This is a genomic window from Desulfosporosinus sp. SYSU MS00001 (assembly GCF_049943955.1).
Taxonomy (GTDB): Bacteria; Bacillota; Desulfitobacteriia; order Desulfitobacteriales; family Desulfitobacteriaceae; genus Desulfosporosinus.
In genome coordinates, this window is record NZ_JBNFTW010000011.1 from 1 (window position 1) to 25202 (window position 25202).

The 25202-nt window shown below is 38.5% G+C and carries 22 protein-coding genes, 1 riboswitch and 1 other annotated feature; of the genes, 1 reads left to right on the top strand and 21 read right to left on the bottom strand.

Annotation, left to right across the window (positions count from 1 at the left end):
* Positions 1 to 119 precede the first annotated feature (119 nt).
* The 14 genes from ACPUYX_RS17055 to ACPUYX_RS17120 all read right to left on the bottom strand — a co-directional run bounded on the left by ACPUYX_RS17055 (position 120) and on the right by ACPUYX_RS17120 (position 16103).
* On the bottom strand, positions 120 to 1184 hold the full coding sequence (locus ACPUYX_RS17055) for a PLP-dependent aminotransferase family protein (RefSeq protein WP_426380832.1): 1065 nt from the start codon (positions 1182 to 1184) through the stop codon (positions 120 to 122).
* A 43-nt stretch (positions 1185 to 1227) separates the two neighbouring features.
* Entirely contained in the window at positions 1228 to 2745 is a 1518-nt protein-coding gene (locus tag ACPUYX_RS17060; RefSeq protein WP_426380833.1) for a PLP-dependent aminotransferase family protein, read from the bottom strand.
* Positions 2746 to 3147: 402 nt separating this feature from the next.
* On the bottom strand, positions 3148 to 3552 hold the full coding sequence (locus ACPUYX_RS17065; protein WP_426380834.1) for a PaaI family thioesterase: 405 nt from the start codon (positions 3550 to 3552) through the stop codon (positions 3148 to 3150).
* Between the two features lie 32 nt (positions 3553 to 3584).
* Positions 3585 to 4214 carry a DUF2238 domain-containing protein gene (locus ACPUYX_RS17070; RefSeq protein ID WP_426380835.1) on the bottom strand — a complete coding sequence of 210 codons (630 nt, stop codon included), beginning with the start codon at positions 4212 to 4214 and terminating at the stop codon, positions 3585 to 3587.
* 511 nt (positions 4215 to 4725) lie between these two features.
* Positions 4726 to 6228: a hypothetical protein gene (locus ACPUYX_RS17075; protein WP_426380836.1), complete on the bottom strand. Its 1503-nt coding sequence runs from the start codon at positions 6226 to 6228 to the stop codon at positions 4726 to 4728.
* A gap of 194 nt (positions 6229 to 6422) precedes the next feature.
* A complete protein-coding gene (locus ACPUYX_RS17080; RefSeq protein WP_426380837.1) occupies positions 6423 to 7640 on the bottom strand; it encodes an MFS transporter in 1218 nt (405 codons plus the stop codon).
* Positions 7641 to 8087, bottom strand: a complete 447-nt coding sequence (locus ACPUYX_RS17085; RefSeq protein ID WP_426380838.1) for a MarR family winged helix-turn-helix transcriptional regulator — start codon at positions 8085 to 8087, stop codon at positions 7641 to 7643.
* A 475-nt stretch (positions 8088 to 8562) separates the two neighbouring features.
* The gene (locus ACPUYX_RS17090; protein WP_426380839.1) at positions 8563 to 9087 is read right to left on the bottom strand and encodes a class I SAM-dependent methyltransferase; all 525 of its coding nucleotides are present in this window, start codon (positions 9085 to 9087) and stop codon (positions 8563 to 8565) included.
* 79 nt (positions 9088 to 9166) lie between these two features.
* The gene (locus tag ACPUYX_RS17095) at positions 9167 to 9559 is read right to left on the bottom strand and encodes an RrF2 family transcriptional regulator (protein ID WP_426380840.1); all 393 of its coding nucleotides are present in this window, start codon (positions 9557 to 9559) and stop codon (positions 9167 to 9169) included.
* A gap of 200 nt (positions 9560 to 9759) precedes the next feature.
* Complete coding sequence (locus ACPUYX_RS17100) at positions 9760 to 10311, bottom strand: prolyl-tRNA synthetase associated domain-containing protein (protein WP_426380841.1); 552 nt, start codon at positions 10309 to 10311, stop codon at positions 9760 to 9762.
* A 308-nt stretch (positions 10312 to 10619) separates the two neighbouring features.
* Positions 10620 to 11837 carry an aminotransferase class I/II-fold pyridoxal phosphate-dependent enzyme gene (locus ACPUYX_RS17105; RefSeq protein WP_088227340.1) on the bottom strand — a complete coding sequence of 406 codons (1218 nt, stop codon included), beginning with the start codon at positions 11835 to 11837 and terminating at the stop codon, positions 10620 to 10622.
* A 106-nt stretch (positions 11838 to 11943) separates the two neighbouring features.
* Positions 11944 to 12182: a binding site (T-box leader), on the bottom strand.
* Between the two features lie 49 nt (positions 12183 to 12231).
* Entirely contained in the window at positions 12232 to 12756 is a 525-nt protein-coding gene (locus ACPUYX_RS17110; RefSeq protein ID WP_426380842.1) for a 3-isopropylmalate dehydratase small subunit, read from the bottom strand.
* Positions 12757 to 12771: 15 nt separating this feature from the next.
* Positions 12772 to 14058 carry a 3-isopropylmalate dehydratase large subunit gene (locus ACPUYX_RS17115; RefSeq protein WP_426380843.1) on the bottom strand — a complete coding sequence of 429 codons (1287 nt, stop codon included), beginning with the start codon at positions 14056 to 14058 and terminating at the stop codon, positions 12772 to 12774.
* A gap of 467 nt (positions 14059 to 14525) precedes the next feature.
* Positions 14526 to 16103: an APC family permease gene (locus tag ACPUYX_RS17120; RefSeq protein ID WP_426380844.1), complete on the bottom strand. Its 1578-nt coding sequence runs from the start codon at positions 16101 to 16103 to the stop codon at positions 14526 to 14528.
* 827 nt (positions 16104 to 16930) lie between these two features.
* A riboswitch (cyclic di-AMP (ydaO/yuaA leader) is annotated at positions 16931 to 17076 on the top strand.
* A 147-nt stretch (positions 17077 to 17223) separates the two neighbouring features.
* Between ACPUYX_RS17120 and ACPUYX_RS17125 the strand changes: the two genes are divergently transcribed.
* Entirely contained in the window at positions 17224 to 19230 is a 2007-nt protein-coding gene (locus tag ACPUYX_RS17125) for a KUP/HAK/KT family potassium transporter (RefSeq protein WP_426380845.1), read from the top strand.
* 148 nt (positions 19231 to 19378) lie between these two features.
* On the opposite strand, the gene ACPUYX_RS17130 is transcribed toward ACPUYX_RS17125, so the two are convergent.
* From ACPUYX_RS17130 to ACPUYX_RS17160, 7 genes are all read right to left on the bottom strand, one after another.
* Complete coding sequence (locus ACPUYX_RS17130) at positions 19379 to 20101, bottom strand: amino acid ABC transporter ATP-binding protein (RefSeq protein WP_426380846.1); 723 nt, start codon at positions 20099 to 20101, stop codon at positions 19379 to 19381.
* Positions 20088 to 20762, bottom strand: coding sequence for an amino acid ABC transporter permease (locus ACPUYX_RS17135; RefSeq protein ID WP_426380847.1), 675 nt, complete (start codon positions 20760 to 20762; stop codon positions 20088 to 20090). The genes ACPUYX_RS17130 and ACPUYX_RS17135 overlap by 14 nt, the downstream gene beginning before the upstream one ends.
* 95 nt (positions 20763 to 20857) lie before the next feature.
* Positions 20858 to 21661 carry a basic amino acid ABC transporter substrate-binding protein gene (locus ACPUYX_RS17140; protein WP_426380848.1) on the bottom strand — a complete coding sequence of 268 codons (804 nt, stop codon included), beginning with the start codon at positions 21659 to 21661 and terminating at the stop codon, positions 20858 to 20860.
* Between the two features lie 544 nt (positions 21662 to 22205).
* Positions 22206 to 22793, bottom strand: coding sequence for a poly-gamma-glutamate hydrolase family protein (locus tag ACPUYX_RS17145; RefSeq protein ID WP_426380849.1), 588 nt, complete (start codon positions 22791 to 22793; stop codon positions 22206 to 22208).
* Positions 22794 to 22932: 139 nt separating this feature from the next.
* A complete protein-coding gene (locus ACPUYX_RS17150; protein WP_426380850.1) occupies positions 22933 to 23397 on the bottom strand; it encodes a PaaI family thioesterase in 465 nt (154 codons plus the stop codon).
* An 89-nt stretch (positions 23398 to 23486) separates the two neighbouring features.
* Positions 23487 to 23615 (bottom strand): hypothetical protein, encoded by a 129-nt coding sequence (locus ACPUYX_RS17155; RefSeq protein WP_426380851.1) that lies wholly within the window; start codon positions 23613 to 23615, stop codon positions 23487 to 23489.
* Positions 23616 to 24078: 463 nt separating this feature from the next.
* Complete coding sequence (locus tag ACPUYX_RS17160) at positions 24079 to 25197, bottom strand: aldo/keto reductase (protein WP_426380971.1); 1119 nt, start codon at positions 25195 to 25197, stop codon at positions 24079 to 24081.
* Positions 25198 to 25202 lie beyond the last annotated feature (5 nt).

A 25202-nucleotide genomic window follows, 5' to 3' on the forward strand; every position in this document is an offset into this window, starting at 1 on the left:
TAATAATGCTTTCCCCAAAATGTTTCATTCCACGTTTTCCGGACATAACAAAACCTCCTATTGCAGTTTCTAATTCTACAATAGGAGGTCTTTTTCTTTCAATGTCCGTATTTAGGGGTTCAGTTCAGCACAAAGGCGACTTTTTTTTCTAGACTCTTTTCCAAGACGTCTCTGGCATTAACGTTCGCGGGCAGCTCTACCCAAGCAAATAATCCCCCTTGAGGTCTCGTAAAGGTTACACCATCTGGAAATTCCTTTTCCATAGCTTGAACCATTATAGTTTTCCGTCTCTTATAGACTTCACGTATTATAGCAATATGCTCGTCAATATCATACAACTCAAGGTATTTGGCAATTTCCCTTTGGGCAAGGGTATTGCTTTGCAAATCTGTCCCTTGTTTTACAAGGACATACTTCTCAATAACCGACTTTTCACCTGCAACCCAACCAATTCTATAGCCTGGGCAAAATGTTTTGGAAAATGTTCCATAACAAAGCACACTACCTGCCTGGTCGAAGGATTTAACAGATGGTAAATTTTCACCTTCAAACCTCAGTTCTCCATAAGGATTGTCTTCAATAATCATAACATTGTGCTTTGTTGCCGCTTCAACTAGATATTTTCTTCTCTCAAGACTCCAGGTTCTTCCCGTTGGATTTTGAAAGTCAGGAATGATGTAAATTAATTTCACTCGTTTAGTGTTTTCCAGAATCCGATCCAATTCTTCCGGTACCATTCCCTCATCATCTGTAGGAACCTCTACAAACTCGCAGCCATAAGCTCTGAAGGCACTTATAGCAGCAAGGTATGTCGGGCTTTCACATAATACAATATCTCCTTCATCAAGAAAGACTTTACCCGTAAGGTCAAGAGCCTGCTGAGAACCGTGGGTTATAAGTATATTTTCGGAATCGAAGCTAGTTCCTAATCGTTGATTCATTCTTTGCGCTATCCATTGCCTGAGCGGGTCATATCCTTCCGTGGCTGAATATTGTAACGCTTTTGCACCTTCTTCCTCAAGCACAATTCTGCATACTTCTTTGATTTCTTCTACAGGGAAAAGCTCTGGTGCAGGCAAACCGCCGGCAAATGAAATATACTCCGGTCTCTCAGCAACCTTTAAAATCTCTCTGATCTCGGACGCCTTTATGTATTCCATTCTCTTTGCATACTTAAAATCCATACTAACTCCTCCTTCATCTCGCCTAAAATGAAAACCATCTATCTTAAACGATAGGATTGATCTCCAGTGCGGGATATACGTCGCAATGATTTTGCTCATCTATCAACTCTTTCATAGCCGCACACAATCTTTGAATCCCATCCGTGATATCTTTAAGTTCTTCAAAGGTAAAATTTAAACGTATAAAATCGTCACCCTGCCCCGAGGTAAAAAAAGGAGTTCCCGGGACGAAAACTACCTTGCGTTCTGCTGCCCTGATAATTAGTTTTGATGCTGAAACTCCACACGGAAGCTTACACCAAATGTAGTAGCCTCCTCTAGGCATATTCCATAGTAAATCTGCCGGAGCATTTTTGGTCAGCGCATCATACATTGCATTTCTTTTTTCCCGATAGTCTTTACAAAGCCTGGGAATATGCGCTTCAAGTCCCCCGCTTCTAATAAACTGTTCAATAATCCACTGTGATAAACTGCTGGAATGTAGATCCATGATTTGTTTCGCAGCTGCAAACTTTTTTATGACCTTTTTATGCGCCGTCATCCAGCCCAATCTCAAACCTGAATAAACAGTTTTGGAAAAGGTACTTAAGTAAATTACATATCCGTCATTATCCATTGCTTTCAGCAAAGGAAGTGAATGACCTTCATAACAAAGGCCCCCATAGGCATCGTCCTCAATAATCAGAACCTTGTATTTATAGGCCAGTTCAATCAGTCGTTTTCTCCGTTCCAGCTCCATTTCAGTCCCTGTAGGATTGTGAAATGTTGGTATTGTATAAATCAATTTGGGCCTGTACCTTTGTAATAGCTGTTCAAGTAAGTCAACTCTCATACCCTTTTCGTCCATCGGAATTCCCATAACTCTGGCACCGATAGATTTGAAAACTTGTATCGCGGGGAAAAATGATGGTTCTTCCACGACAACGATATCCCCTGGATCAAGTATTATCCTTGCTGCCACATCCAGACCTTGTTGTGAACCCGAAAGAAGCATGATTTCATCATAGCTGCAATATACTCCTCGTTTATGCATCAAACCAGAAATGGCTTCACGCAAGGATGTGAAGCCTTCTGTGGGAGAATGCTGCAAAGGCTTATTATTTCTGCTTACAATTAATTCTTTCTCGATACCGAGAAAAGCATTTAAAGGACCATTTTCCGGAGAAGCCATTCCTGTCGCAAAAGAAATCACGTCTTTTCTGCTTGCTAAGGTTAACAAGTCCTTTAGAAAGTAGGAATCAAAATCATTTGCATGATGGCTAAAAATTTGGTTCCAAGCAGGTTCCTGTGAAGTGAAGTTACGCAAATCCGACTCATCCTGAAGACAGGAAAGTACTACAGTTCCATTCCCAACATGAGAACCAACCAGACCTTCAGCTTTTAACTCGCGATAAGCGTTCAAGATTGTCGTTCTATTGACGCCAAGACTTTGAGCCAACTTCCTTTCAGGAGGAAGTCTGAAACCGGGTGAAAGCTCCCCGGATATAATCATCCGACGTATTTGCTCAAAAATTTGAATATAAACAGGTGTATGATTTCCTCTATCAACGACAAGCCTCATACCAAATCACCTCATTGGATTCATCCAATTAAATTATTAACCCAAAACGCGCCCAAATCAACTACCAATACCTTAGTTTTTTATTCAGCCAATTGATAATAATGCACTTCGATGGTTCTGCATCGAAGTGCCAAGGTTGGAAATATTTAAAAATATAATTGTTTATAGAAAAACTTAGGCCTTAAATAAAAGTTTAAGTTAGGACTGGATCTCCTAATTCTTAATACACTTTCATCTATGTCCTAAGCTTTGATCTATTCTGCGTCATCATCATTCTTTAATGTATCGAACAGAATACATAGATAATTACGCCTTCGATATAACACTCGGTCATGTATGTGCCTCGATTGACTTGTCAAGATAGGACAAAGCATAGATAGCTATTTAAGTCAGAAAGTTTTCCTACTCAAATTCAATCTTATCTTTCTTTCTGTATACAATACCATTAAACCTAGCAATAATTTCCTTATTCTCATCAAATACATCAACATTATAATTCCCGATTTTCTTACTTGATGAAACCTCTTTGGCTTCAGCGATAATTATACATCCTTTGGGTGGCCGAAAATATGATATAGTAGCATTTATTCCAAGGGAAACTTGACCATATGAATTAGACGCAGCCGCAAATGCAAAATCTGCAAGTGTAAATATCGCTCCTCCATGGACAATATTAACAGCGTTTAAGTGCTTATCGGTGATCTCCATGTTAGCTTTTGCATATCCAGGTTTCACTTCGACTAGTTTGATTCCTGCCAGAGCTGCAAACCGGTCATGTTCTAGGTAACTCATAATGTTTTCGTTCATTACGTCCTCCTGACAATACATATTTATGACCTCTATTTCCCTTTTTTGAGGCTTAAATCATGAAATTTCCGAAGTGTGACTAGGGAGAAAACCGAGCCGCATAAAGCGAAGAACATATCCCACTGGGTATCCCATACATCTCCTTGAGTTCCGAGAAAAGCATCCGCCGCAGTTCCTGTAACCTCTGCTACACCCCACTCAATTAGCTCATATGAAGCACTAATCGCAAGACAAATACAAATTACCAGGAAAGACAAAAGTTTACCTCTCCTTATTGGTGACTTTCGCAGCAATATTTCCCTGGAAATAATTGCAGGAACAAAACCCTGGGCAAAATGGCCTAAGCGGTCATAATAATTCCTTGCCAAGTGAAAATGATCCCGCACCCAATTGAAAAATGGCATTTCAGCATACGTGTAATGTCCACCAATAACGAGAATTAAAGAGTGCAATAATATTAATACATAGACTAAATTAGTCAGCCGAAACCGAGGATATGTAATAACGATAACTGCCAACCCTATGATGGCTGGTAATACCTCTAAAAACCAAGTAAAAAGATCCTTTGGTTTGATGACAGACCAAATGAGGGCAAATAGAAAAATCAATAACAAACCGACATGAAGCGGTTCAATAGTCTTTAATCTTTGTACAAGACTCACCTAACTTCCCCCCAATACTCCCAGTAAGTAATTAGTCAACTCGTTCAGTTAAAGCTGAAGATCGGGACTTCGGTGACGAAAGCGCCTAGCCCATAACAAATGCTATCGCGCTGAAGGATTGACTCTACCCCTACCGAAGAAATCAATAAATTCAGAGCTGGCCTTTGTAAGACGCTCAAGTTTTAGTTCCAAGTGTCTTCCCTCCTACTTATTCCATCATTATCTTATATTTCCTGCATAAAGTCAGCAATAAAAGTAATAGGAGTGCTCATTTGCTCTGGTATCGATTGTTCATTTAAACATCTTCTCTGAAAAATCTACGTTTTCAATCTGACAAATGGCTAGATACTTTTTTAGCAAAAAAAGAACACTTAGATTCCGGAAAATTGGTCCCGGAGTCTAAGTGATTCTATTTCTTTTCCCCTCTCCTCGCCTAGAGAAATTTAGCAAATTTAACTAACCGTTATACAGCAATACGCTGACAAAATTCTTTGCATTTTGATCTGTTACCTCATTTTACATCAATAAACACTGGATTAGAATAAAACCAAAGATCACTATAGGCTTTAGTAGAGTCATTAGTTCCTACCAAAGAATCACTTAAGGGGTTGCCGTCATGATCCGTCTGATTTTGTACATCTACGCCTAAATTGGTACCTCTTAGGCGAAAATATTGATTACTGTCTATGTTCTTAAGGGTATACTGAATTGTATACCACCCATCTGCATATTTCCAGTCGTTACTGGTAAATTGGGCAATTACCTTTGTACTGTTGTTATTATCATTATTGAATTCTTGAGTACCTGGTTCAGCTTTAGCTGTCACGTCACCAGCAATTAGATCAATATGATTCACTGAAACCAGATCACCATTGTTATTTGTTTTTGGACTTTTAAATTTGATAGTAATTTGAGCATCCTTGCCTTTATTGATCACAAGAGTTTGACCCATCGTAGCAGTGTTGCCACTTTTTATTTTAAAATCCAGACCATTTATTAAGTCACCTAAAGCTATAAACGAATTTCCAGAACGCATGCCATCAATAAGATATTGGTAATTATTATTATTGACATCTAAGCTTTTGCCTTTTCCAGCTTCTTGGACGTTACTATTAATCCACGTATAAGATTTTGAGTATTCTCCAGGCCAGAAGTCGCCAGCGGTTGAATGAAAATCAGAATTAGCAAACATCCAAATTTTTCGACCTTCACCAAGTAAAGAATCCCACAAGCCACCAACTTTGGCCAGCATGTAATCTGCCCCTCCGTAAGTTTGTGCTTTAGGATCAGTGGACTCATATCCACCACGGGATGATTCTTTCTGATGACCAGGGATACCTTCGAGACCAATGAAGACATTCGGTGCCGCATTGTTAAAGTCACGGATGTCCGCAGCTGTGAATTTCAGTTGTCTGGATGGGTGATTAAGTAGCAAATAACTGGTCGTAGGATAATTTTTCTCCAACCATTTAGCACCATCAATAGCACCGGTATGACTTGTATTGTCCTTAACAACTCCTTCGGCCGCTCGGCTGCTATCTGTATCACTAGCGTCAAACTTGTATTCAAAATCGCTGATGGAGTTTGGTTCATCGCTTACAATTCCAACGCTGGCATGCTCATGGGTCGGAACATTCCATTCGACTCCCTGCACCAATAATTTACTCGGGTATTGCGCGCGTAAATTTTGGATAATCGGATATGACAAATCTCTTAAAGTAATCCAGCGCCAAGTTGGATAGGTAAGATTGTTTCCTAAAGGGTCGCGTTTTGAGGTCCCACCATGTTCGGAATTTGCCATCCAATCCAAGCCATACTTTGTGAAAGCATTGTTGAGTACATCTACCTCAGTATTACTTCCGTCTGTCAAGTAGGTATGGGTATGAAAATCTCCGGTTACCCACCGCCCATTGTTGGTTTGCTCCCTCGCTATTGCTGGAAGAGCAATACTGCTCAAAATTAGAGATGATGTCAGAACTATTGCTGCAATCTTGCTTTTGTTTTTAGTTCTCATTCTACAACCTCCCTCTTTCGATTAAAAATTACTACTGACAGATTATAGCATTGTATTGTAAATTTGGATTTAATTGGTTATTAATTATTGGTAAAAAAAAACAGCATTGAAATGCTGCAGTGGAAAAAGGCTTAACCTTGACCAAGGTCATCGATCAGCCATGGACCTTTGCTATATAGAGAATTATTTTTAATTTAACTCACATTTTCAAGCAAGTCTTCTTTATGGATAGCATTTTTCTTTTCCTTCAATAGTCCAAAACCGTATACCAATATAAAAAGAACCATAAAGATATCAGAAAATCGATACATTAGAGCATAACTCTTAATTCCCGCAACGAGGCTTAATACTATTGAACCAATTGTAAAGCTTAAGTCCATTGAGGATAGGAACGTTCCATTTGCCGCACCTATACGCTCAACTGGTGATCTGTTTATTGCCCAAGCCTGTAATGATGGCTGAACAGCACCATATCCAAACCCATAAAATAGTGACGAAATGACCAAAGTAGTAACAGAATGTACGTAGGAGAGTATTATGAGCCCTATGATCATTGATATTGCTCCGGGTATAATTACTACAGCATGACCTTTTCTATCAAATAACTTTCCAACAAAAGACCTTGTCACTAAAATCATTGAGACATGCCCAATAAAATATACCCAAATGTTAGATAGCTTTATTTCTTGACCATATAACATTATATAACTCATAATTCCACACAATGGAATTACCAATAAAAAACAAAGAAACGATGGGAACAACGCTCTCTTTTCAAATAAATCTCTCAATACAATGACATTTCCTTTTTTATGCCCTAACCTTTGGACCTTATTGTGAGGAACTGTTAATAATTGTAATACTAGTATTGCTACACCAACTAGTATTATAGAAAACACAGCTACTACATTGAACTTATAATTATTCATAACCATAATTGCTATAATTGGGGCTAAAGACATCGAAATTATCATAGATAGTGAATAATATCCCATTCCTTCGCCTCGAAGTTTACCAGGAACCATTTCCGAAACTACGGCAGCAATAGCTGTAGATGACATTCCCCAACCAACCCCTTGAAGGATGCGTACTACTATAACTGCCGATATTGGAAGGAACATGTAAGAAAGAGTACATAAAGCTAAAATAAAGAGTCCAATTACTAAAAGCGGCTTCCTATCAACTTTATCAGCTAGATATCCGGTAACTGCCCTACATATAAGTGAAGATATAGAAAATCCACTAACTACTAAACTGGCTTGTAAATTACTCCCGCCGATCTGTTTTGCAAACGCAGGTAAAGTTGGTACCAATAAATAAAAAGCTATATAAACAAATAAATTTATGATTAAAATCAATGTATAACTCTTTGTCCAAAGTCTGTCCGAATAATTCAAATTTAGTCCTTTCAATTATTTCTCCACCTTTTCTTGTATATTTATATTTCTTTTTATTTTCAAGAGAACACGTTTATAAGTTTCTATTTCCTCACCTGAAATTCCCACGACTATTGTTTCAAACAAATTTTCAAGAAGAGGTGTCACTTGTTTCTTTAGGTATATTCCTTTCTCAGTCATATGTACTTTAAATGCTCTTCTATCCTTTTCATTAGGTTTTCGTTCAACAAGTTTTTTCCTTTCTAAAATATCCAATATCCTTGCCAAAGTAGGTTGATCCTTATCTACATTTTCAGCTAACTGCTTCTGTGTGATTTTATCTTGCTGTGATAGTTTCGATAATACAATCCACTGCTCAAGAGTAATATCATACAATTCAAGTTTTGAGTTTAAATAGCGCATTATTATTTTATTAGTTTGATTTGTCAATTGTCCTATCGATTCATCGTACGATGTATACATGTGCCTATACCCTCGCTTACTTGTTTAAACAATTATTGTTATGCTAATTATATTTTCGAGAATAAGAAATGTCAACAAACATATACAGACAGATTTGATATGTTTTCAATCTAGAAGTGATCTCGTTCAGCTAAAGCTGAACACCGGGCTTCAGATACAATAATGTCCAGTGGACATTATTGCCGAGCCGCCTTTCCCAATAGGAATACTTAGCGGCGAAGGAGGACTCTTCCCCACCTGAAGTTAACGGAGGGCCCACCCCCACTTATTGAAGTGGGGGTCTAAAAACTGGATAAATCATGGCCCTGCTTTAAGGTATAAGTTTCCTCAAAAGCAGGGCCGTTTTTTTGGGGTGCACCAATTTAGTTCGTTCAATAATCATACCACAACCTAGCCAAGACAAAATTGAAAAATATTGTAACACCCGAAGCTGCTCATGTGTATATTTTTGGCTTCTTCTGCCCGAAGAAGTGAATTATCCTATAGGTAGACATTTTAAGCAGTTATCTGACTCATTTACAATTTCCCATAGATTAGAATTTACAACTATTCCTTTTACATCATCTGGAATCATATGCATCATATCAATGAATAAAGTGCCATTCTTTTTGATGAGTCTGTGTAATTCTTTTAAGACTACATTTGGATCCTGAACCATATGAAACATATCTATCGCAATTATTATATCTGCAATGTTGGCATCTATTCTATTTATATTCTTAACAAGGACAGGCTCAACATTTTTTAGTTGATACTTATCGATTTTCCTTTTAACAGCTTCAAGTGCCATATCATAAATATCAACAGCATAAACTTTTCCATTATCTCCAATCAATTCAGAGACTTTTTTCGTATAACCTCCAGAACCACATCCATAATCGATGACAATGTCTCCCTTTTTTATGCCGAATTTATCACATTCTTCATTAATAGGCGAAGTGATGTCTCTTTCTTCTAACATGGATATCATACGCTCAACAGTGAACTCTTTATTATTCATAAATTCAACCCCCAATATATATATTTAAGATATATAATATCTATAATATACTCAGCAAAAAATAGTTAAAGGCGATTTCTTAAAAATTATCTTCTTTTGCAATTTCGTAGAGCTTCTTATCTTCTAAGTATTTTTCCATCAAACTCTCGGCTTCGATCATAACTTTATGAATTGAGCAATTGCTTTCTTGAAATTCGCATTTGAAAAAAGCGCTATTTCCTTCAATTGCCAAGATTATGTCCAAAAAAGAAATATCTTCTCTTTTTTTACTTAGGATATAGCCGCCCTTTACACCTGAAGATGACTCAATTAAATCTGCCTTAACTAACTGAGTTAAGATTTTCGAAAGATATGTAGTTGATACTTTAAAGTGATCAGCAAGCTTTTGTACACTTAGTTTTTCACTTTGTTTATGCTCCATCATGTAAACAATCGTATGTAAAGCGTAGTTTGTTGCTTTCGAATATTTCAAAAGGCAGCCTCCCTATATCGCAGATATAACATATCCATAATATAGGTCTTTTTTACATAATTGTCAACCTATCAATTTATATTTAATTCCCTCACCCAATTGTTTCCGCAACTTATGTACTCCCCCATGAGTACTGCCATACATAGAACGATTAATGACAATACCGGAATGAGTTGTCCAGATTGGACAATGTACCTAACTTACAAATCCACCGGGATTGGCTGATGTCCAGTATAAGGCAAAAACTTTGTGAGAAGGTCTGACGTCTTAATCTTTAAACTAGAAGTATTAACACAAGGATGACATCCCACATATTCGCTCTGCAAAACATCCTTATCAATAAGCAATTGTACAGATTGACTTATGTCATTCACAAGGCCTAATACACTAACTGATCCCGGTTTGATATTCAATAGTTTTTCCATATCTTCCGCCTCGGCAAACGATAATCTGGATGAATCAATCTGTCTGGATAAATCCTTTGTCCTAAACTTCTTTCGGCCTGGCATCATTAGCAGATAAAAGCTTGTTCTTTGTGAGTTGCAAAGAAACAAATTTTTACATATTTCAATACCCAATAGTTTTTCAACCTCATCACACAACTCAATGGATGGGGTTTCATCATGGTCGAGCCTGAAATATGGAATATCGAGTATTTCCAATAAATCGTAAATATCCATTTCCTTTTTTGCCCGGTTTGCTTTGTCCGGTTTGGTCTTATAAATCGTGTGATCTATATTAATATTTTGCATGGTTTACCTCCTGTTTTCTATCTACGCCTAACCAGCAGAAAGGAGTGCGCATAGGTATATAACATCTATGATAATGTCGGGATGCTGAAGCATCCCGACATTACTTACCGATCATATCCTAATATTTCCGCTGCTAACTGCTTTGGCTGCCCAAAAGCTTATCTTGCCTTGCCGTTGAAGGAGATGATTTTTTTACCATATTATAACACATTATCAGCGGAGCTATAAAGAGCAAGATGTCTGCCTTAATGCAGATTTATAGTTTTGCAAGCCATAGCGCCAATTTGTATGATCTGTATTTAACTCTTTTAGGCCTGCCGATACCCATCCAGAAAATCGCCTAGGCGGTCACAGGCAATTTTTAATTCCTCAATTTTGGGCAAATATACGATACGGAAATGATCAGGCATGAGCCAGTTGAATCCACGCCCATGAACCATGAGGATGTGTTTTTCATGAAGAAAGTCCAGGACAAATTTTTCATCATCAGTGATATGGAACCGTTTGGTATCAATCCGGGGGAAGACATAGAAAGCAGCTTTAGGTTTTACCGCCTGAAGACCAGGAATATTGTTTAAAGCATTGACTATATATTCACGCTGCTCATAGATCCGTCCTCCGGGCAAAAGAGTGTCGTCGCATTTATGGATGTCAGAAAGGGCTGACTTAATGACGTACTGCGATTGTACGTTTGAACACAACCGCATTGATGACAGAATGTTTAACCCGGCAATATAACCGCGGGCATGTGACTTGTCTCCGCTTAAGCACATCCATCCGCAGCGGAATCCGGCGATCTTATGGGATTTTGAAAGGCCGTTCAGAGTTACAACAAATAAATCCGGAGCCAATGAAGCAATAGATGTGTGCTGAAAGCCGTCCATCATAAGACGGTCATATATTTCGTCAGAGAAAATAATAAGACCATGCTGCCGGGCAAGTTCTACAATCTGTTCCAATATTTCGGCTGGATAGACCGCACCGGTCGGATTGTTCGGATTGATAATAACAATGCCTTTCGTTTTAGGGGTTATTTTTCTGCTTAAATCTTGTATATCCGGATACCATTCGGATTGCTCATCACAGATGTAATGGACGGCTTTTCCGCCCGCCAATGTGACGGCCGCCGTCCACAGCGGATAATCGGGCGCAGGAACGAGAATCTCATCTCCGTTATCGAGAAGGCCCTGCATAGCCATCACAATTAATTCGCTGACACCATTGCCGGTATAGACATCATCTACCCCAACATGGGGTATTTTTTTAAATTCACAGTAATTTACAATTGCTTCGCGAGCTGAGAGAATACCCTTTGAGTCCGAATATCCTTCAGCATTATGCAGATTTTCAGTCATCTCATAAATTATTTCTCCCGGAGCATCAAACCCAAATGGAGCAGGGTTGCCGATATTTAAACGCAAAATATCGATACCTTGACTACGCATGCGCTCCGCTTCCTCAAGCACAGGCCCACGGACATCATAACAGACATAATCTAGTTTCTTTGACATATTGAATGTTCTCATAACAAATCACTCTTTCACAATATTTTTCGCAATCACCTAATGGATCGATGCATTTACGTTTATGATACTAAAGCCCAAAATAAAAAGCCCTAAGCTGTTTTAATCAGCTTAGGGCGAAATAGCATATCCGTGTTACCACCTAAATTCAGAGGTTACTCTGCACTCTGTCGGCACAAAATGCCGCTTCCGTTATAACGGTCGGAACTCCGGTAAAGCTTACTGGATAAATATCATTCGGCTAAACAGCTCGGAAATGGCTTCCCCGTTTTCTTCACGAAGATTTTCACCAACCATCTTCTCTCTGCGCATATTTAAACAGGTACTATTTTTCGTCACAGCTTTGTGTATTTAATTTTTGCCATTATAGTTCATGCGTTTAAAAAAGTCAATACAATCAATAGTTTTTATCAGCGTAACCGACCCAGCCCTCTTCTTTAACTAGGGTTTTGTCAAACTCGCCTACTTTAAAATCTATTTCTTCTGACTGGTCTGATGAAGTTACAATAATCTTATCGTTATCAATGTCAATGGTTATTGAAGTGTCTTTGCCTGCATAGTTCTCAAAAAGATATTCGATCTTATCCTTTGGTAATTCGATAGCAAACATGCCGCAATTGTACATGTTCTGTCTGAATATCCTTGCAAAATTTTCAGCAATCACTACATTGATTCCATTGACTTCAAAAGCCCAAGGAGCATGTTCTCTGGAAGAGCCACAACCAAAATTAGCCCTTGACACAATGACTGCTTTGTCCTTGACATCTTCTTTATTTTTAAATCCGGTAAGAGACAAATCCTCTAATAAATAAGGTTTTAAGGCCTCTTTAGTGATTTCAGTAAGGTACTTTGCTGGAATTATTTCATCGGTATTGATATCACATCGATCCAAGAATAGGACTTTTCCGCTAAATTGTTTCATTGTTCCCTCCATTACTCACGCTTTACATAATTGTGAATTTGTTATTTTTCCTTCGAGCGCTGAAGCCGCAGCTGTAGCAGGGCTCATTAGATGAACGGTACCGCCCTTGCCCATTCTGCCATTAAAGTTTCGATTGGTCGTCGAAGCACAGACCTCACCATCAGCAAGAACCCCATTGCTCATGCCAAGACATGCACCACAGGTTGGGTTTGTAACACAAAAACCAGCGTTTTGGAAAATCTCAATTAATCCTTCTTTTAAGGCCATCGAATAAATAGCCGGAGTTGCAGGGCTTACAACGGCACGCACGTCATCACTGATTTTTTTGTCCTTAAGAATACTTGCAGCAATTCTCAGATCTTCGATACGGCCATTGGTGCAGCTTCCTATATAAACCTGATCAATTTTCGTCTCTGACATTTCCTTAACGGTTTTTACTTGGTCCGGTTTGTAACCAAACGTAACCATCGGTTCTAAAGTCGTAACATCATATTCATAGATTTTTTCATAAGAAGCATCCTCATCAGAAACCCATTTGGTGTATTCTTTCAAGGCGTCTTCCTTCGTTTTAAATTCGTCTTTTATGAATTCCCACAAATACTCGACAGTTGTCATATCCGGGTAACAAATGCCACAAGTGCCTCCGGCTTCAATGGCCATATTACAGAGGGTCATACGTGATTCCATGGACATGGCATTGATGACCGGTCCTGTAAATTCTATGACCATGTTTGTAGCACCGTTTACGGTCAATTCTTTAATAAGAAAAAGTATTAAGTCTTTGGCATAAACGCCGGGCTTTAAAGTACCCTTAAGCACAAATTTAATGGTCTTCGGAAAGTGGAATGCACAAACACCCTTAAGAATTCCTACTTCCAAGTCGGTCGTACCGACACCTGCAGCAAAAGCTCCAAAGGCCCCATGAGTACAGGTGTGTGAATCCCCCATAATCACAGTATAACCAGGTCTTACGAATCCCTTTTCCGGAAATATGGCATGACAAACACCATTTCTTCCGATGTCAAAAAAGTCTTTGATACCATGCCTTTTAGCCCAATCCCGCAGTATCTTTCCCTGTTCAGCCGTTTTAGAATCTTTGGCGGGTGTTACATGGTCTATGACTGCTTTAATTTTTGTTGGGTCAAAGACTCTGTCCATTCCCCTTGCCATAAGATCCGTGATGGCAATCGGCGTGGTAATTTCATGACAAAACACCCTATCCAATTTTAAAACATGCGTATCTGGAAAAGGCATGTTTACCCTGTGTGCATCAAATATTTTCTCTGCTATTGTTTTACCCATTTTCTTCTCCTTGTTTTTCATAATCTAAAATTGACTGGTTGTATCAAATTCATATACTCATTTTACAACAAATTGTTATAGTATAAAAGTCAAATTTTGCTTTCTGTTTATAAAGAACTATTTTACAATTGTACATTTCATAGAAGTCCACTACTCGATATTTTCAATAGGCAACGGTTACTGTCACATTAAAGACCAAATACAGCAATGTATAATGTTAGTATTGCCGTAGTAATCTGAGAACAATCTCCCAAACTCCTGGAAAAGAAATGGGGAGCATCGCTCACTACTTTAAAAAGTAGTTTTGCTACACTCCCGCGCCACACAAGACTCGGCACTTAACCTCATGGATATCGTCAACATTGAGCGTTTTAGCCGATTTTTCATTCAGTCAACCTAGTTAACTGATTCTAAACTTTCAGCTCAACCAGCCCATCAAGCTTCGAAAATGCCATCTATTGTGTCTGCTATTTTTTGTCCTTTGCCTGTTCATCGACAACGTTCTGTATTTCCTCTGTTGGGAATGCGCTAGCACTTCCCCAGAAGTAGAAAATAACTGCTCCTATCATCGCGACAACTTGATCCATGGGATATTTTATTATGTCTTTGCCTCCGAACTTAGAGCTCCCAAGGTAGCTGATGGCGATCATGAATAACATATAAACCACAAGCCAGATGCCAGCTTTAATATGCTTACTAATATTTATCCGTAAATCAGGCCGAACTACCAGAAAACCGACAAATAGTATGAGACCAAAGAGATTGGCAAGCATTACAACAGAATCGGTTGACCAACCACTCCAATAGATGATCATAGTGCTAACGATAAAAGCAATACCAGCCACAAAGCTGAAGCCTTTAAGAACAAAAGGACGGTGAAGTCCGGGAGCAGTTCGACGAAGGGCTACGAGGCTAATTGGGCCAATCATATACGTGAAGACAACTGCTCCAGATACAACTCCGACTAATTTTCCCCACGAAGGGAAAGGGGCTGTCCAAACCAAGGCTAGCACAATAGTCAGCCAGAGAGCAGGCCGTGGAACCCCTGATTTAGCATGTACTTTCTTAAATACTTTCCACCAGAAACCATTTTCCGACTGAGCCATGATCAAGCGTGAGGTGGTCCCCATGTAAATGTTACCAGTCCCGGCAGGAGAGATAACCGCATCTGCAAAGAGGATTGCGGCGAGCCAGTTAAAGTTAAGAAGCATAGCTAACTGGGCAAAAGGAGAACGAAAATTAATATGCCCCCAACCTTTAGCCAGTTCACTCGCAGGTAAAGCCCCAATAAAGACAGTTTGTAAAAGAATGTATAAAATGATACCTAAGCCAATCGCGAGACCAATCGCTAAAGGGACATCACGCTGAGGATTTTTAGCTTCTCCAGCCATTACAACTGCTTGCCGAAAGCCAAAATACGAGAAAATAATCCCACCGGAAGAAATAGCTGTAAACACTCCTGGTACGCCAAAGGGAGCAAAACCACCCGCTGCCATATTCCCAGCATGGAACTGGGTTAAAAGGACAATGACAGTTAAAGCAGGAGTTAGGAATTTTAAAGCGGTTATGATGGTATTACTTTTAGCAAAAGCCTTTGCACTAAGATAATTGAGGAAGAAAAATATGACGATTAAAATTGCTGCTAAACACCATCCGACAGCCGTCATCGCACCTGCAGTATTATTATAAAGAGATGGCACATAATAACTAGCATACTGAACAACCGCTTCTGCTTCGATGGCAATAACCGTTGAATCTGCAAGTATGAGGGCAAAAGCCATCATGTAGCTGACGAAACTTCCATGGGAGTACTGGCAATAACGTACAAGTCCCCCGGATTCGGGAAGCATGGCACCTAATTCGGCATACACTAAGGCGATAAACATAACCGCGATACCACCGCCAAGCCAAGCGAAAATTGCGGATGGGCCAGCGAGATTACCCGCCTTCTGCGCAGCGTACAACCATCCGGAACCGATTATGGCCCCCAATCCCATCATTGTTAAATCAAGCAAACCAAGTTCTCGTTTTAGCCCTTGCCTCATACAGCCGCTTTGTCCTGATTTTTACGGACAAAGCAATTCACCTCTTTTCTCTCTACTTTAATTTCAATAAAAGTTTAATTATGATGAAATACTTTTAATGATTTAAAACTATTATACAACTGAAATCAAAAACAAAGAAATATGTTCGTAATTATATTTTTTTATAGTTATTAATAGTTTAAATTTTAATTATAATTCAAATGATGGCAATTAATATTCCATACAATGGGTTTATATCAAATTTTAGCAAAGACATAGTTCGAAATAGATTATAATTTTAAGAATCTTATATATAACACGATGTGTTTTGCAATTTTAATTACAATACAAAGTAATTATTTGGATATATTTAGATTGGACACCTACAAAAGATATCATTAGTTATTTAATAATTAAATTGACTATCAAAAAAAACCTAAACTATAGAACAATTGTCGCCACAAAATACATGTATTTGCCTGAATTAACAATCCCTTTTGCTCAAGAAATTTTACATATTTCTTTCTGTGAATATCTCGCCCATTTTTTTCTCCCTCTTCTAATTCAAAGAAATATAGATATCTATTTCGGTATTCTCCATATCACCATCACCTTGATATTCTTGTTTGGGTACAGCAAAGAAACCTCGATACAATCGTACCAGGGATCAGGCATCAAAAAATAACTTAGAATTAAGTAAATGAAAGAACAATGCAGATTTAATACGCATAACTAATTATGATAAAAGTACGCCTGAAAAATAAGCTTGTTAGGAGTATTTTCACTGTATTTACTCCAATATGGTGCTATATATTCTGGAATTAAAGGATTAATATTATTAACAGTTGAATAAACAATCGCTGAATTCTCAGGAAGCGGGGGAACCATAAACGGGCTATTGATTAGCCCAATGGGGTGAATCACAGAATGTGACGGGTTATTTCTTTCGACCCGAACCCGGCAGCTAACCTCGTAGGCGTTGAAAGGGGGATGAAAAACAAACCATACGAATTGGTTTGTTTAAAACTTTTAACACTAACCCCAAACAGGGGTTTTTCTTTTGTTAAGGAGCAGGCTAATGTTCCGCAATATTAATTTGTAAAATATAGCTAAACTATAAAGTGATATGAAGGGATACATAATGGAAAAGGGATTGAATTTCTGTAAAGAACGACCATTAACCACAGCAGGTATGCTCGTGACCCTCGGTGTTGTTTATGGTGATATTGGGACATCACCATTATATGTAATGAAAGCGTTAGTTGAAGGAAATGGACAATTAAGCTCAATTACCAACGAGTTTATATACGGTTCCATTTCCCTTATATTCTGGACCATTACATTACTTACCACGATTAAGTACGTCCTCATCACACTCAAAGCAGACAATCATGGGGAAGGCGGCATCCTTGCTCTATATTCGCTAATTCGAAGAAAGGGTGCCTGGTTTATTGTTCCGGCTATGATCGGGGCGGCAACCCTTTTAGCGGACGGTATTTTAACTCCGGCAGTTACCGTCACAAGTGCCGTAGAAGGATTAAAATGGATTCCCGCCTATATCAATAATTTCGGTTCAAATCAATCCACTGTGATTATAATTACCATTGTTATTCTTTGTGTTTTATTCCTCCTGCAACGTTCCGGAACTGAGATATTAGGACGATTATTCGGCCCGATTATGCTTTTATGGTTTCTCATGTTAGCCTTTCTAGGCATAATTCATATTTTTGGGAACCTGAATATACTGAACTCACTATCTCCATACTATGGAATTAAATTGTTGTTTAGTGATCAAAATAAAGCTGGTTTTGCGATCTTGGGCAGTGTATTCTTGGCCACAACAGGTGCTGAAGCATTATATTCCGATTTAGGACATGTCGGACGAAAAAACATTTACGGCACTTGGCCGTTCGTTAAAATCTGCCTGCTTCTAAACTATTTCGGTCAAGGGGCTTGGGTGCTGCAGATTAAGGATAATCCCGGAATACAACATATGGCCGATTTTAATCCATTTTTCGAACTAATTCCTGGTAACTTCCGTATTTTTGGTGTCATATTAGCGACTCTTGCAGCAATTATTGCTTCTCAAGCCTTAATTAGTGGGTCCTATACACTCGTTTCAGAAGCAATTAAATTAGATTTATTGCCAAGATTAAAAATTTACTATCCAGCTATGTCCAAAGGCCAAATGTACATTCCAATCGTCAATCACCTTTTGATGTTTTCTTGTATCGGAGTAGTTCTCTACTTCAAAACTTCATCGCACATGGAAGCAGCTTATGGATTAGCTATTACAATTACGATGTTGATGACTACAATCTTGTTGTTCAATTGGCTTATTAAGAAAAGGGTGTCGAGGCTACTCTCACTTCTCGTGCCTATCATTTTTGGGACTTTGGAAATTGGTTTTTTCATTTCAAGTGCAGCGAAATTTTTTCGCGGCGGATTTATAACAGTGTTTATTGCTGCTCTGATTTTAATACTAATGATGTTATGGTATAAAGCAACAATTTTTGAACAAATCGTGACAAAAGAGGTATCATTGGAAGATTATATTGATACGCTTGGGCTGCTTAGAAATGATGAACATCTTCCGGTATACGCTACAAATTTAGTTTATTTAACAAGCAAATCTAAACCTGGAAAAGTAGACAAGGAAATTATTTATTCGATTTTAGATAAACGGCCAAAAAGAGCGGAAGTTTATTGGTTTATCAATGTTCAGGTAACCGATGAACCAAGGTCTATGTCCTATACTGTTGAAAATTTCGGAACTGATTATGTTTTTAAGATTCAACTTCGTTTGGGATTTAGGGTTGAACAAAAAGTCAGTAGATATTTAAGGCAAATTGTGACCGACCTTATGAAGTCCAACGAAATAAAAGAACAATTCCAATTATATGCTACAAATAATATCAATCGTAACATTGGGGATTTTTGTTTTGTTTTAGTACGTGAAGAACTGGCTAATGATACCAACCTCGCTTTATATAAACAACTAATTATGCAATTTAAACTTCGCTTAAAGAAAATTACTGTTTCTCCAATAAGTTGGTTTGGACTTGAACATACTGATGTTAAAGTTGAGCATGTTCCTTTGCGTTTAGGGACCCCCGGGCAAATTAAGCTTAAAAGAGAACCCATCTAAGACAAAGTTATAGTTCAACCAAGCAGTTACGTTTCTATCCTGTCAGTAAAACTATTATCTTAAGAAAAAACTAAAGCACAGGCAGAACTGGCCTGTGCTTTTAGAGTGGTTAACTCTTCCATCAGAAAGCTTATGCAAACTTCGTTAATTAAAGTATTTTACTTAAAAACAGTTTTGTTCTTTCTTCCTTAGGGTTGTTGAAAATTTCATCCGGGGTATTTTCTTCAACTATTATTCCATCATCCATAAATAAAACTCTATCACCCACTTCGCGAGCAAAGCCCATTTCGTGTGTAACCACTGCCATAGTCATTCCCTCTCTAGCTAAATCCTTCATGACAGCGAGCACTTCTCCGACCATTTCCGGGTCTAACGCTGAGGTGGGTTCATCAAATAACATGACTATTGGATTCATAGCTAGAGCCCTTGCAATAGCCACTCTCTGTTGTTGACCTCCTGAGAGTTGATCTGGATAAGCTCCTGCTTTCTCACGTAAACCCACTTTTTCCAATAATGCAAAGGCTCTTTTCTCAGCTTCTTCCTGAGAAACTTTCAAAACTTTGCGCGGTCCAATCGTTATATTTTCCAGTACAGATAAATGATGAAATAGGTTAAATCTCTGGAATACCATGCCAACTTCTTTACGAACATGACTTAAATTTGTTTTGCTATGCGTTATTTCTTTATTATTTACAAAGATTTGCCCATCAGAAACTTTTTCCAAACCATTCAGACAACGTAAAAAAGTACTTTTACCTGATCCTGAAGGGCCAATGATCACGACTACTTCTTGTGGCTTGATCTCTAAAGAAATATTATTTAGAACCCTATGTTGACCAAAATGTTTGGTAATATTTTTAACGCTTATCAATTTGCCACCTTCTTTCTAAGTATCCTGAGAGACCTGTTAACAGAAGGATGATGGCTAAATAGACGACGGCAATTGCTGTCCAAATCTGTAAAGAGGCAAAGTTTGTGGAAATAATAATCTGTCCGCTTCGTGTCAATTCAGTCACGGATATAGCTGATAATAAAGACGTATCTTTTATTGTTTGGATAAATTGATTGACCAAAGGCGGTACCATGCGTTTAAATGCTTGAGGCAAAATTATAAATCTCATCGTCTGAGGACCTGTCATACCAATACTTAAAGCAGCCTCTGATTGGCCGCGGTCTACTGCTAAAATTCCTGCACGAATAATTTCTGTAATATAGGCACCTTCATTTAATGCTAAGGCTATAATCCCAGCAATTGGTGTAAAATAGGGATCAAACCATTTATGCAAAGGTAAAATCATAGGGATAGCGAAATAAATATAAAAAATTTCCACTAAAAGAGGCAAACCGCGGAAAATATGCACATACACTTCACCAATTCGGCGTGAAATCTTATAATGAGATAATTTAAGCAAGGCAAAAACAAGGCCCAAAACAGTAGCCAAAATAATTGACGCTATTGAAAACCAAACAGTTAATTTAGCCCCCTGTAACAACTGGGGCATAGCTGCTGATACTATTTGAAAAAAGTTCACTTATGCCTCATTTCCTCCCTGATGATTTTAAATGAGCGCAGCACTAGCTGCGCTCAACGCATTTGATTCTTCAACTAAGCCATTTTGGAGTCGTTTTATTTATTAACTAAGCCATTGTTATCTGATTTGAAATATTGTCTGTAAAGTTTTTCGTACTGTCCGTTGGCTTTCAATTTATCCAGTCCATCATTAATCTTTTGCAGGAGTTGAGAATTTTGTTTGGTAACTGCTATGCCATAATCTTCTCCTGTCAGAAGGCTGCCCACTACTTTAACATTGTTGTGTCCAGTGTTGATATAATTTAAGTTAACAGGATTATCGAAGACAACCGCTTGGGCTCCGCCATTTTGTAATTCATTATATGCATCATCAATATTATTAAATCGCTTCATGTTAATTCCTTGATCTTTAGAAAGCATGATATCAGCCGTTGTACCTAATTTAACAGCCACCGTCTTGCCTTTGAGATCGGCAACGCCATTGATCGTACTATCATTCTTAACTAAAATTGACAAGCCCGAATGATAATAGGGTTTAGAAAAGTTGACTTGCTGCTCACGAGCTGATGTAATAGTGATGCCGGCTACAGCAACATCAATCGTTCCGGTTTGAATTGCAGGTATCAGGCCTTGGAAATCCATGGTTTGAATAGGATCAGCAATTTTTAAATTTTCTTGAGCTGCAATAGCTTTGATCAAGTCGATATCAAAGCCAGTCACCTTACCATCTTTCATCATCTCAAACGGGGGAAACGTAACATCAGCACCTAACTTAATGACTTCCTGTTGACTCGCGTTATTCCCTGCTGAACTTGATGAACCAGTCGTGCCAGATGTACCACAACCAACAAGTAATGCCCCCGCCATGATAGCGGCCATTAATACCTTTACTTTGCGCAAAAATAACTCCTCCTTAATGATTCCCCATAATTTATAATATGTTTCTTATTCGCCACTCTTTTTAGACTATCTTTGAAAATTTCTACATCTTTTTGATAGCTTAAAGAATAGCAACTTTTATATATAGTATTTCGTTATGCCTTTTCGATTCCCTTCTGTTTTTTATCAATTAAGCATGTATACATGCAATATAACTTGTATAATGTATACATGTTATATTTTATTTACAAATCGTTAATATCATTGAAGGGATTTTTTTAGCAAGCGCAAATAATTGTGGCATAAAATTGAATGAGCCGTTAATGATAATAATTTACAATTAAGGTATTCAAAAATTGCTCCTTTTGCAAATTAATTTTTATATGAAGCAACTCAAATTCAGCAAACTTTCAGGAGATCTTCAATTTAACCTCAGGTTATACCCCCAGACTTATGCATGAACGTATCCAACGCTGGACAGCCTCATTATATACAGTAATATAATTTTAACTTATAACACTAAAGGGACATGCTGAATAGTTCTTGTGACTATGTATTCCACTTCTCAACGTAATTCCTGAGCTTTAATGACTGACCGGATCGCGTCTACAAACCGGTTCCTACATTCTGCATCTTTAACAATTCTGCTTCTCAAAGCATAACTAATTTCTAACTGTACGCCTTTTCCAGTACGTCCTCTATTACAAATATTAGTTGCCCGCTCCCCACGATATTTCTGTTCACAGTCTTTAACAATAAAACCTCGATTTTGTATTTCTATCCGTAACAAAGTTGTAAATCCTGAATCTAACCCGCCAATCATTAGGAATTCCTCGGTTGAGTTTTTAAGGCCATGAATTGTTAACACGATATACGCTTCATGAAGGGCTTGAAGCAAAGTTGGTTCATCAAAATTGTGGCTCGTAATATGCAGCTTCCTGACTTCTATATCTCTTATTCCCTCAAATAAATACCATGCAAAATCTTCTTTTGCTATCCACTGTGCAATTTCAGAAGTATAAGGCTCAATATTTCCTCCATGTGGAGCAACGACTAACACTTGATGCCAATTTGCGCTAACCTTTATCCGATAGTCCCGATCTTTTTGCTCATGCAGCTTTAACTCCCGGAAATTCGAATAAGTATCTAACATTGTTTCCCTCCGGCGTTTTATTTCTAGTATTAGACATATAAGGGATAACTTTCCCAAGCCAAAGTAATTAATCTATTGAAAATTCCTTATTGTCAACATGATGCTCAATATCTATTCAAGTTGATTATAGCTAGACCTTTTACTCGCTTAACAAATTCCCTTTACGAAAAAAGGTTCCTGTACCCTTGGCGATGATCTGACCTTTTTCGTCTTCCAAACTTGCTTCAGCAAAAAAAGTCGTTTTACCTGACCTAATAACCTGGCCAACAGCAATGATCTTATTGCTGGCTCTTCCAGGAGATAGGTAGGATATATTGATGTTACCAGTTACAACTGTAACTCCCTTTGTAAAACAAGCCATTCCCATACACACATCGATCAGGGTGGCAGTTGCACCACCATGTAAAGTTCCAATCACGTTTGAATTATTTTTATCCACGACCATTTCGGCAATAAATTTTCCTTGTCCAATGGCTACGATTTTAATACCTGTTAAACGCGCATAATGGTTATCCTGATATAACTCTAAGATTTTAGCAAAAATGTCCGGATCTAATCCCAAGTTTTCAACCTTTAAGTTCATTCGCGTTTGTGAAATGCTCATTTATTTACCTCTCTCAATCTATTCTTCCTTGAAAACTTTACAACCTGAATAATCCGAAGAGTATTTGTCACCTTTTACAAACCTAGTATTTAGTTTTTTGACATTATTTCTTGATCAAGCAAAGCTTTAATAGCCCATTCCGCTAATTGTTCTCTGTTTTCCAAAACATCAACAGGAACTTCCCGGTACATTGAGCGCCTTTGGATAGGTAAGGACACTCGAACCCTCACACAATTATCCCATACCATCCAAAAATAAGGAACAATCTGGCGATTACTGTTTTCTATATCGTCACAGTCTTAAGGCCCCCTCGACACTGTGGTACTTTTTTCAGACACTTTACCACAAAAACGTCCATTTCACCTCGAACATGTACCCCTGAATGTTGCTAGAAACATTGCGCCTGTTTTTGGTTCAATTCCGAATATTTTCGAACCATACAACCGGCCTGTGATGCGGGTTTGGATTGTCTGTTTTCTTAATCGAACCACGGTCTCAACGTGGGTTGACTGTGTACAAAGTCTTAATATGTCTCGACAAAAACAAAAAGCCAGATCTCAAACATCTGGCCGAAAACTACTCATAGTTGATTTCATTCATAATAAGCTATTGTTCAAATCACTATATATTTGTTATTTGTTAAAAACCATAAATCTGCCGCTGGCAACAGTCATGCCATTCTTATTTTTCCAGCTCCTCAGCTATGGTTCTTAAGTTTTCAATAATACCAATATGCTGAGGACAGACCCGCTCGCAGTTTCCGCAGGCAACACAGTCCGAGGCTTTACCGTTAAACCTGGTTTCAAGTCCATAGCGGCTCTTCGCGCTGGCCAAATCATTATAAACCAACTTGCGGTTATATGTTGCAAATACATTGGGAATAAGTATACCCTGCGGACAGCCCTTTACACAGTATTGACAGGCCGTACAGGGAATACTGGGAATTTCACTGATCGCTTTCCGCGCCTTCTCAATTACAGCTAGCTCGTCTTGATCAAGCGGTTTAAACTGTTCCATAAAAGATACGTTGTCCCGCACCTGGTCTATTGTCGACATTCCACTCAGCACCGTGATGATATTATCCAAAGAGGCCGCATATCGTATAGCCCATGATGCCAGCGAAACACTTGGATTGGCTTCTTCAAATATTTTTCGGACGCTTGTAGCAGGGTTCGCCAAAAGGCCGCCCTTAACCGGTTCCATCACGATGATCGGCTTGTGATGCTTGAGGGCCACTTCATAGCATTTTCGAGCCTGAATGGTGGGGCTCTCCCAGTCATCGTAATTCAGCTGGAATTGGACAAACTCCATCTCCGGATGCTCGGTCAAAATTTTATCCAGCGCGTCAGCATTGTCATGGATTGAAAACCCGATATGCCGCACCAGGCCTTTTTCTTTAAGTTTATGGACAAAATCCCACATCTCAAAATCATCAAAGCTTTGGGTGCGGCTGTCTCCCAGATTATGCAGCAAATAGAAATCGATATATCCCGCCCCAGTGCGCTTTAATGAAGTCCAGATCATATTCTCGGCTTCTTCTTTCGTTTTCACAATCCAAACGGGGCACTTTGTCGCAATTTGAAAGCTCTCGCGTGGATAACGGTCAACGATTGCGGCTTTCATCGCCTCTTCAGATTTTCCGCCATTATAGGCCCAGGAGGAATCAAAATAGCTGAAACCTTTGGACATAAACAGATCGACCATTTCCTTTGTCTGCTCGATATCAATTTTCTCACCGTTCATCGGAAGCCGCATAAACCCAAAACCAAGTTTCGGGATGTTTTCACCTAAATATGACATACGAT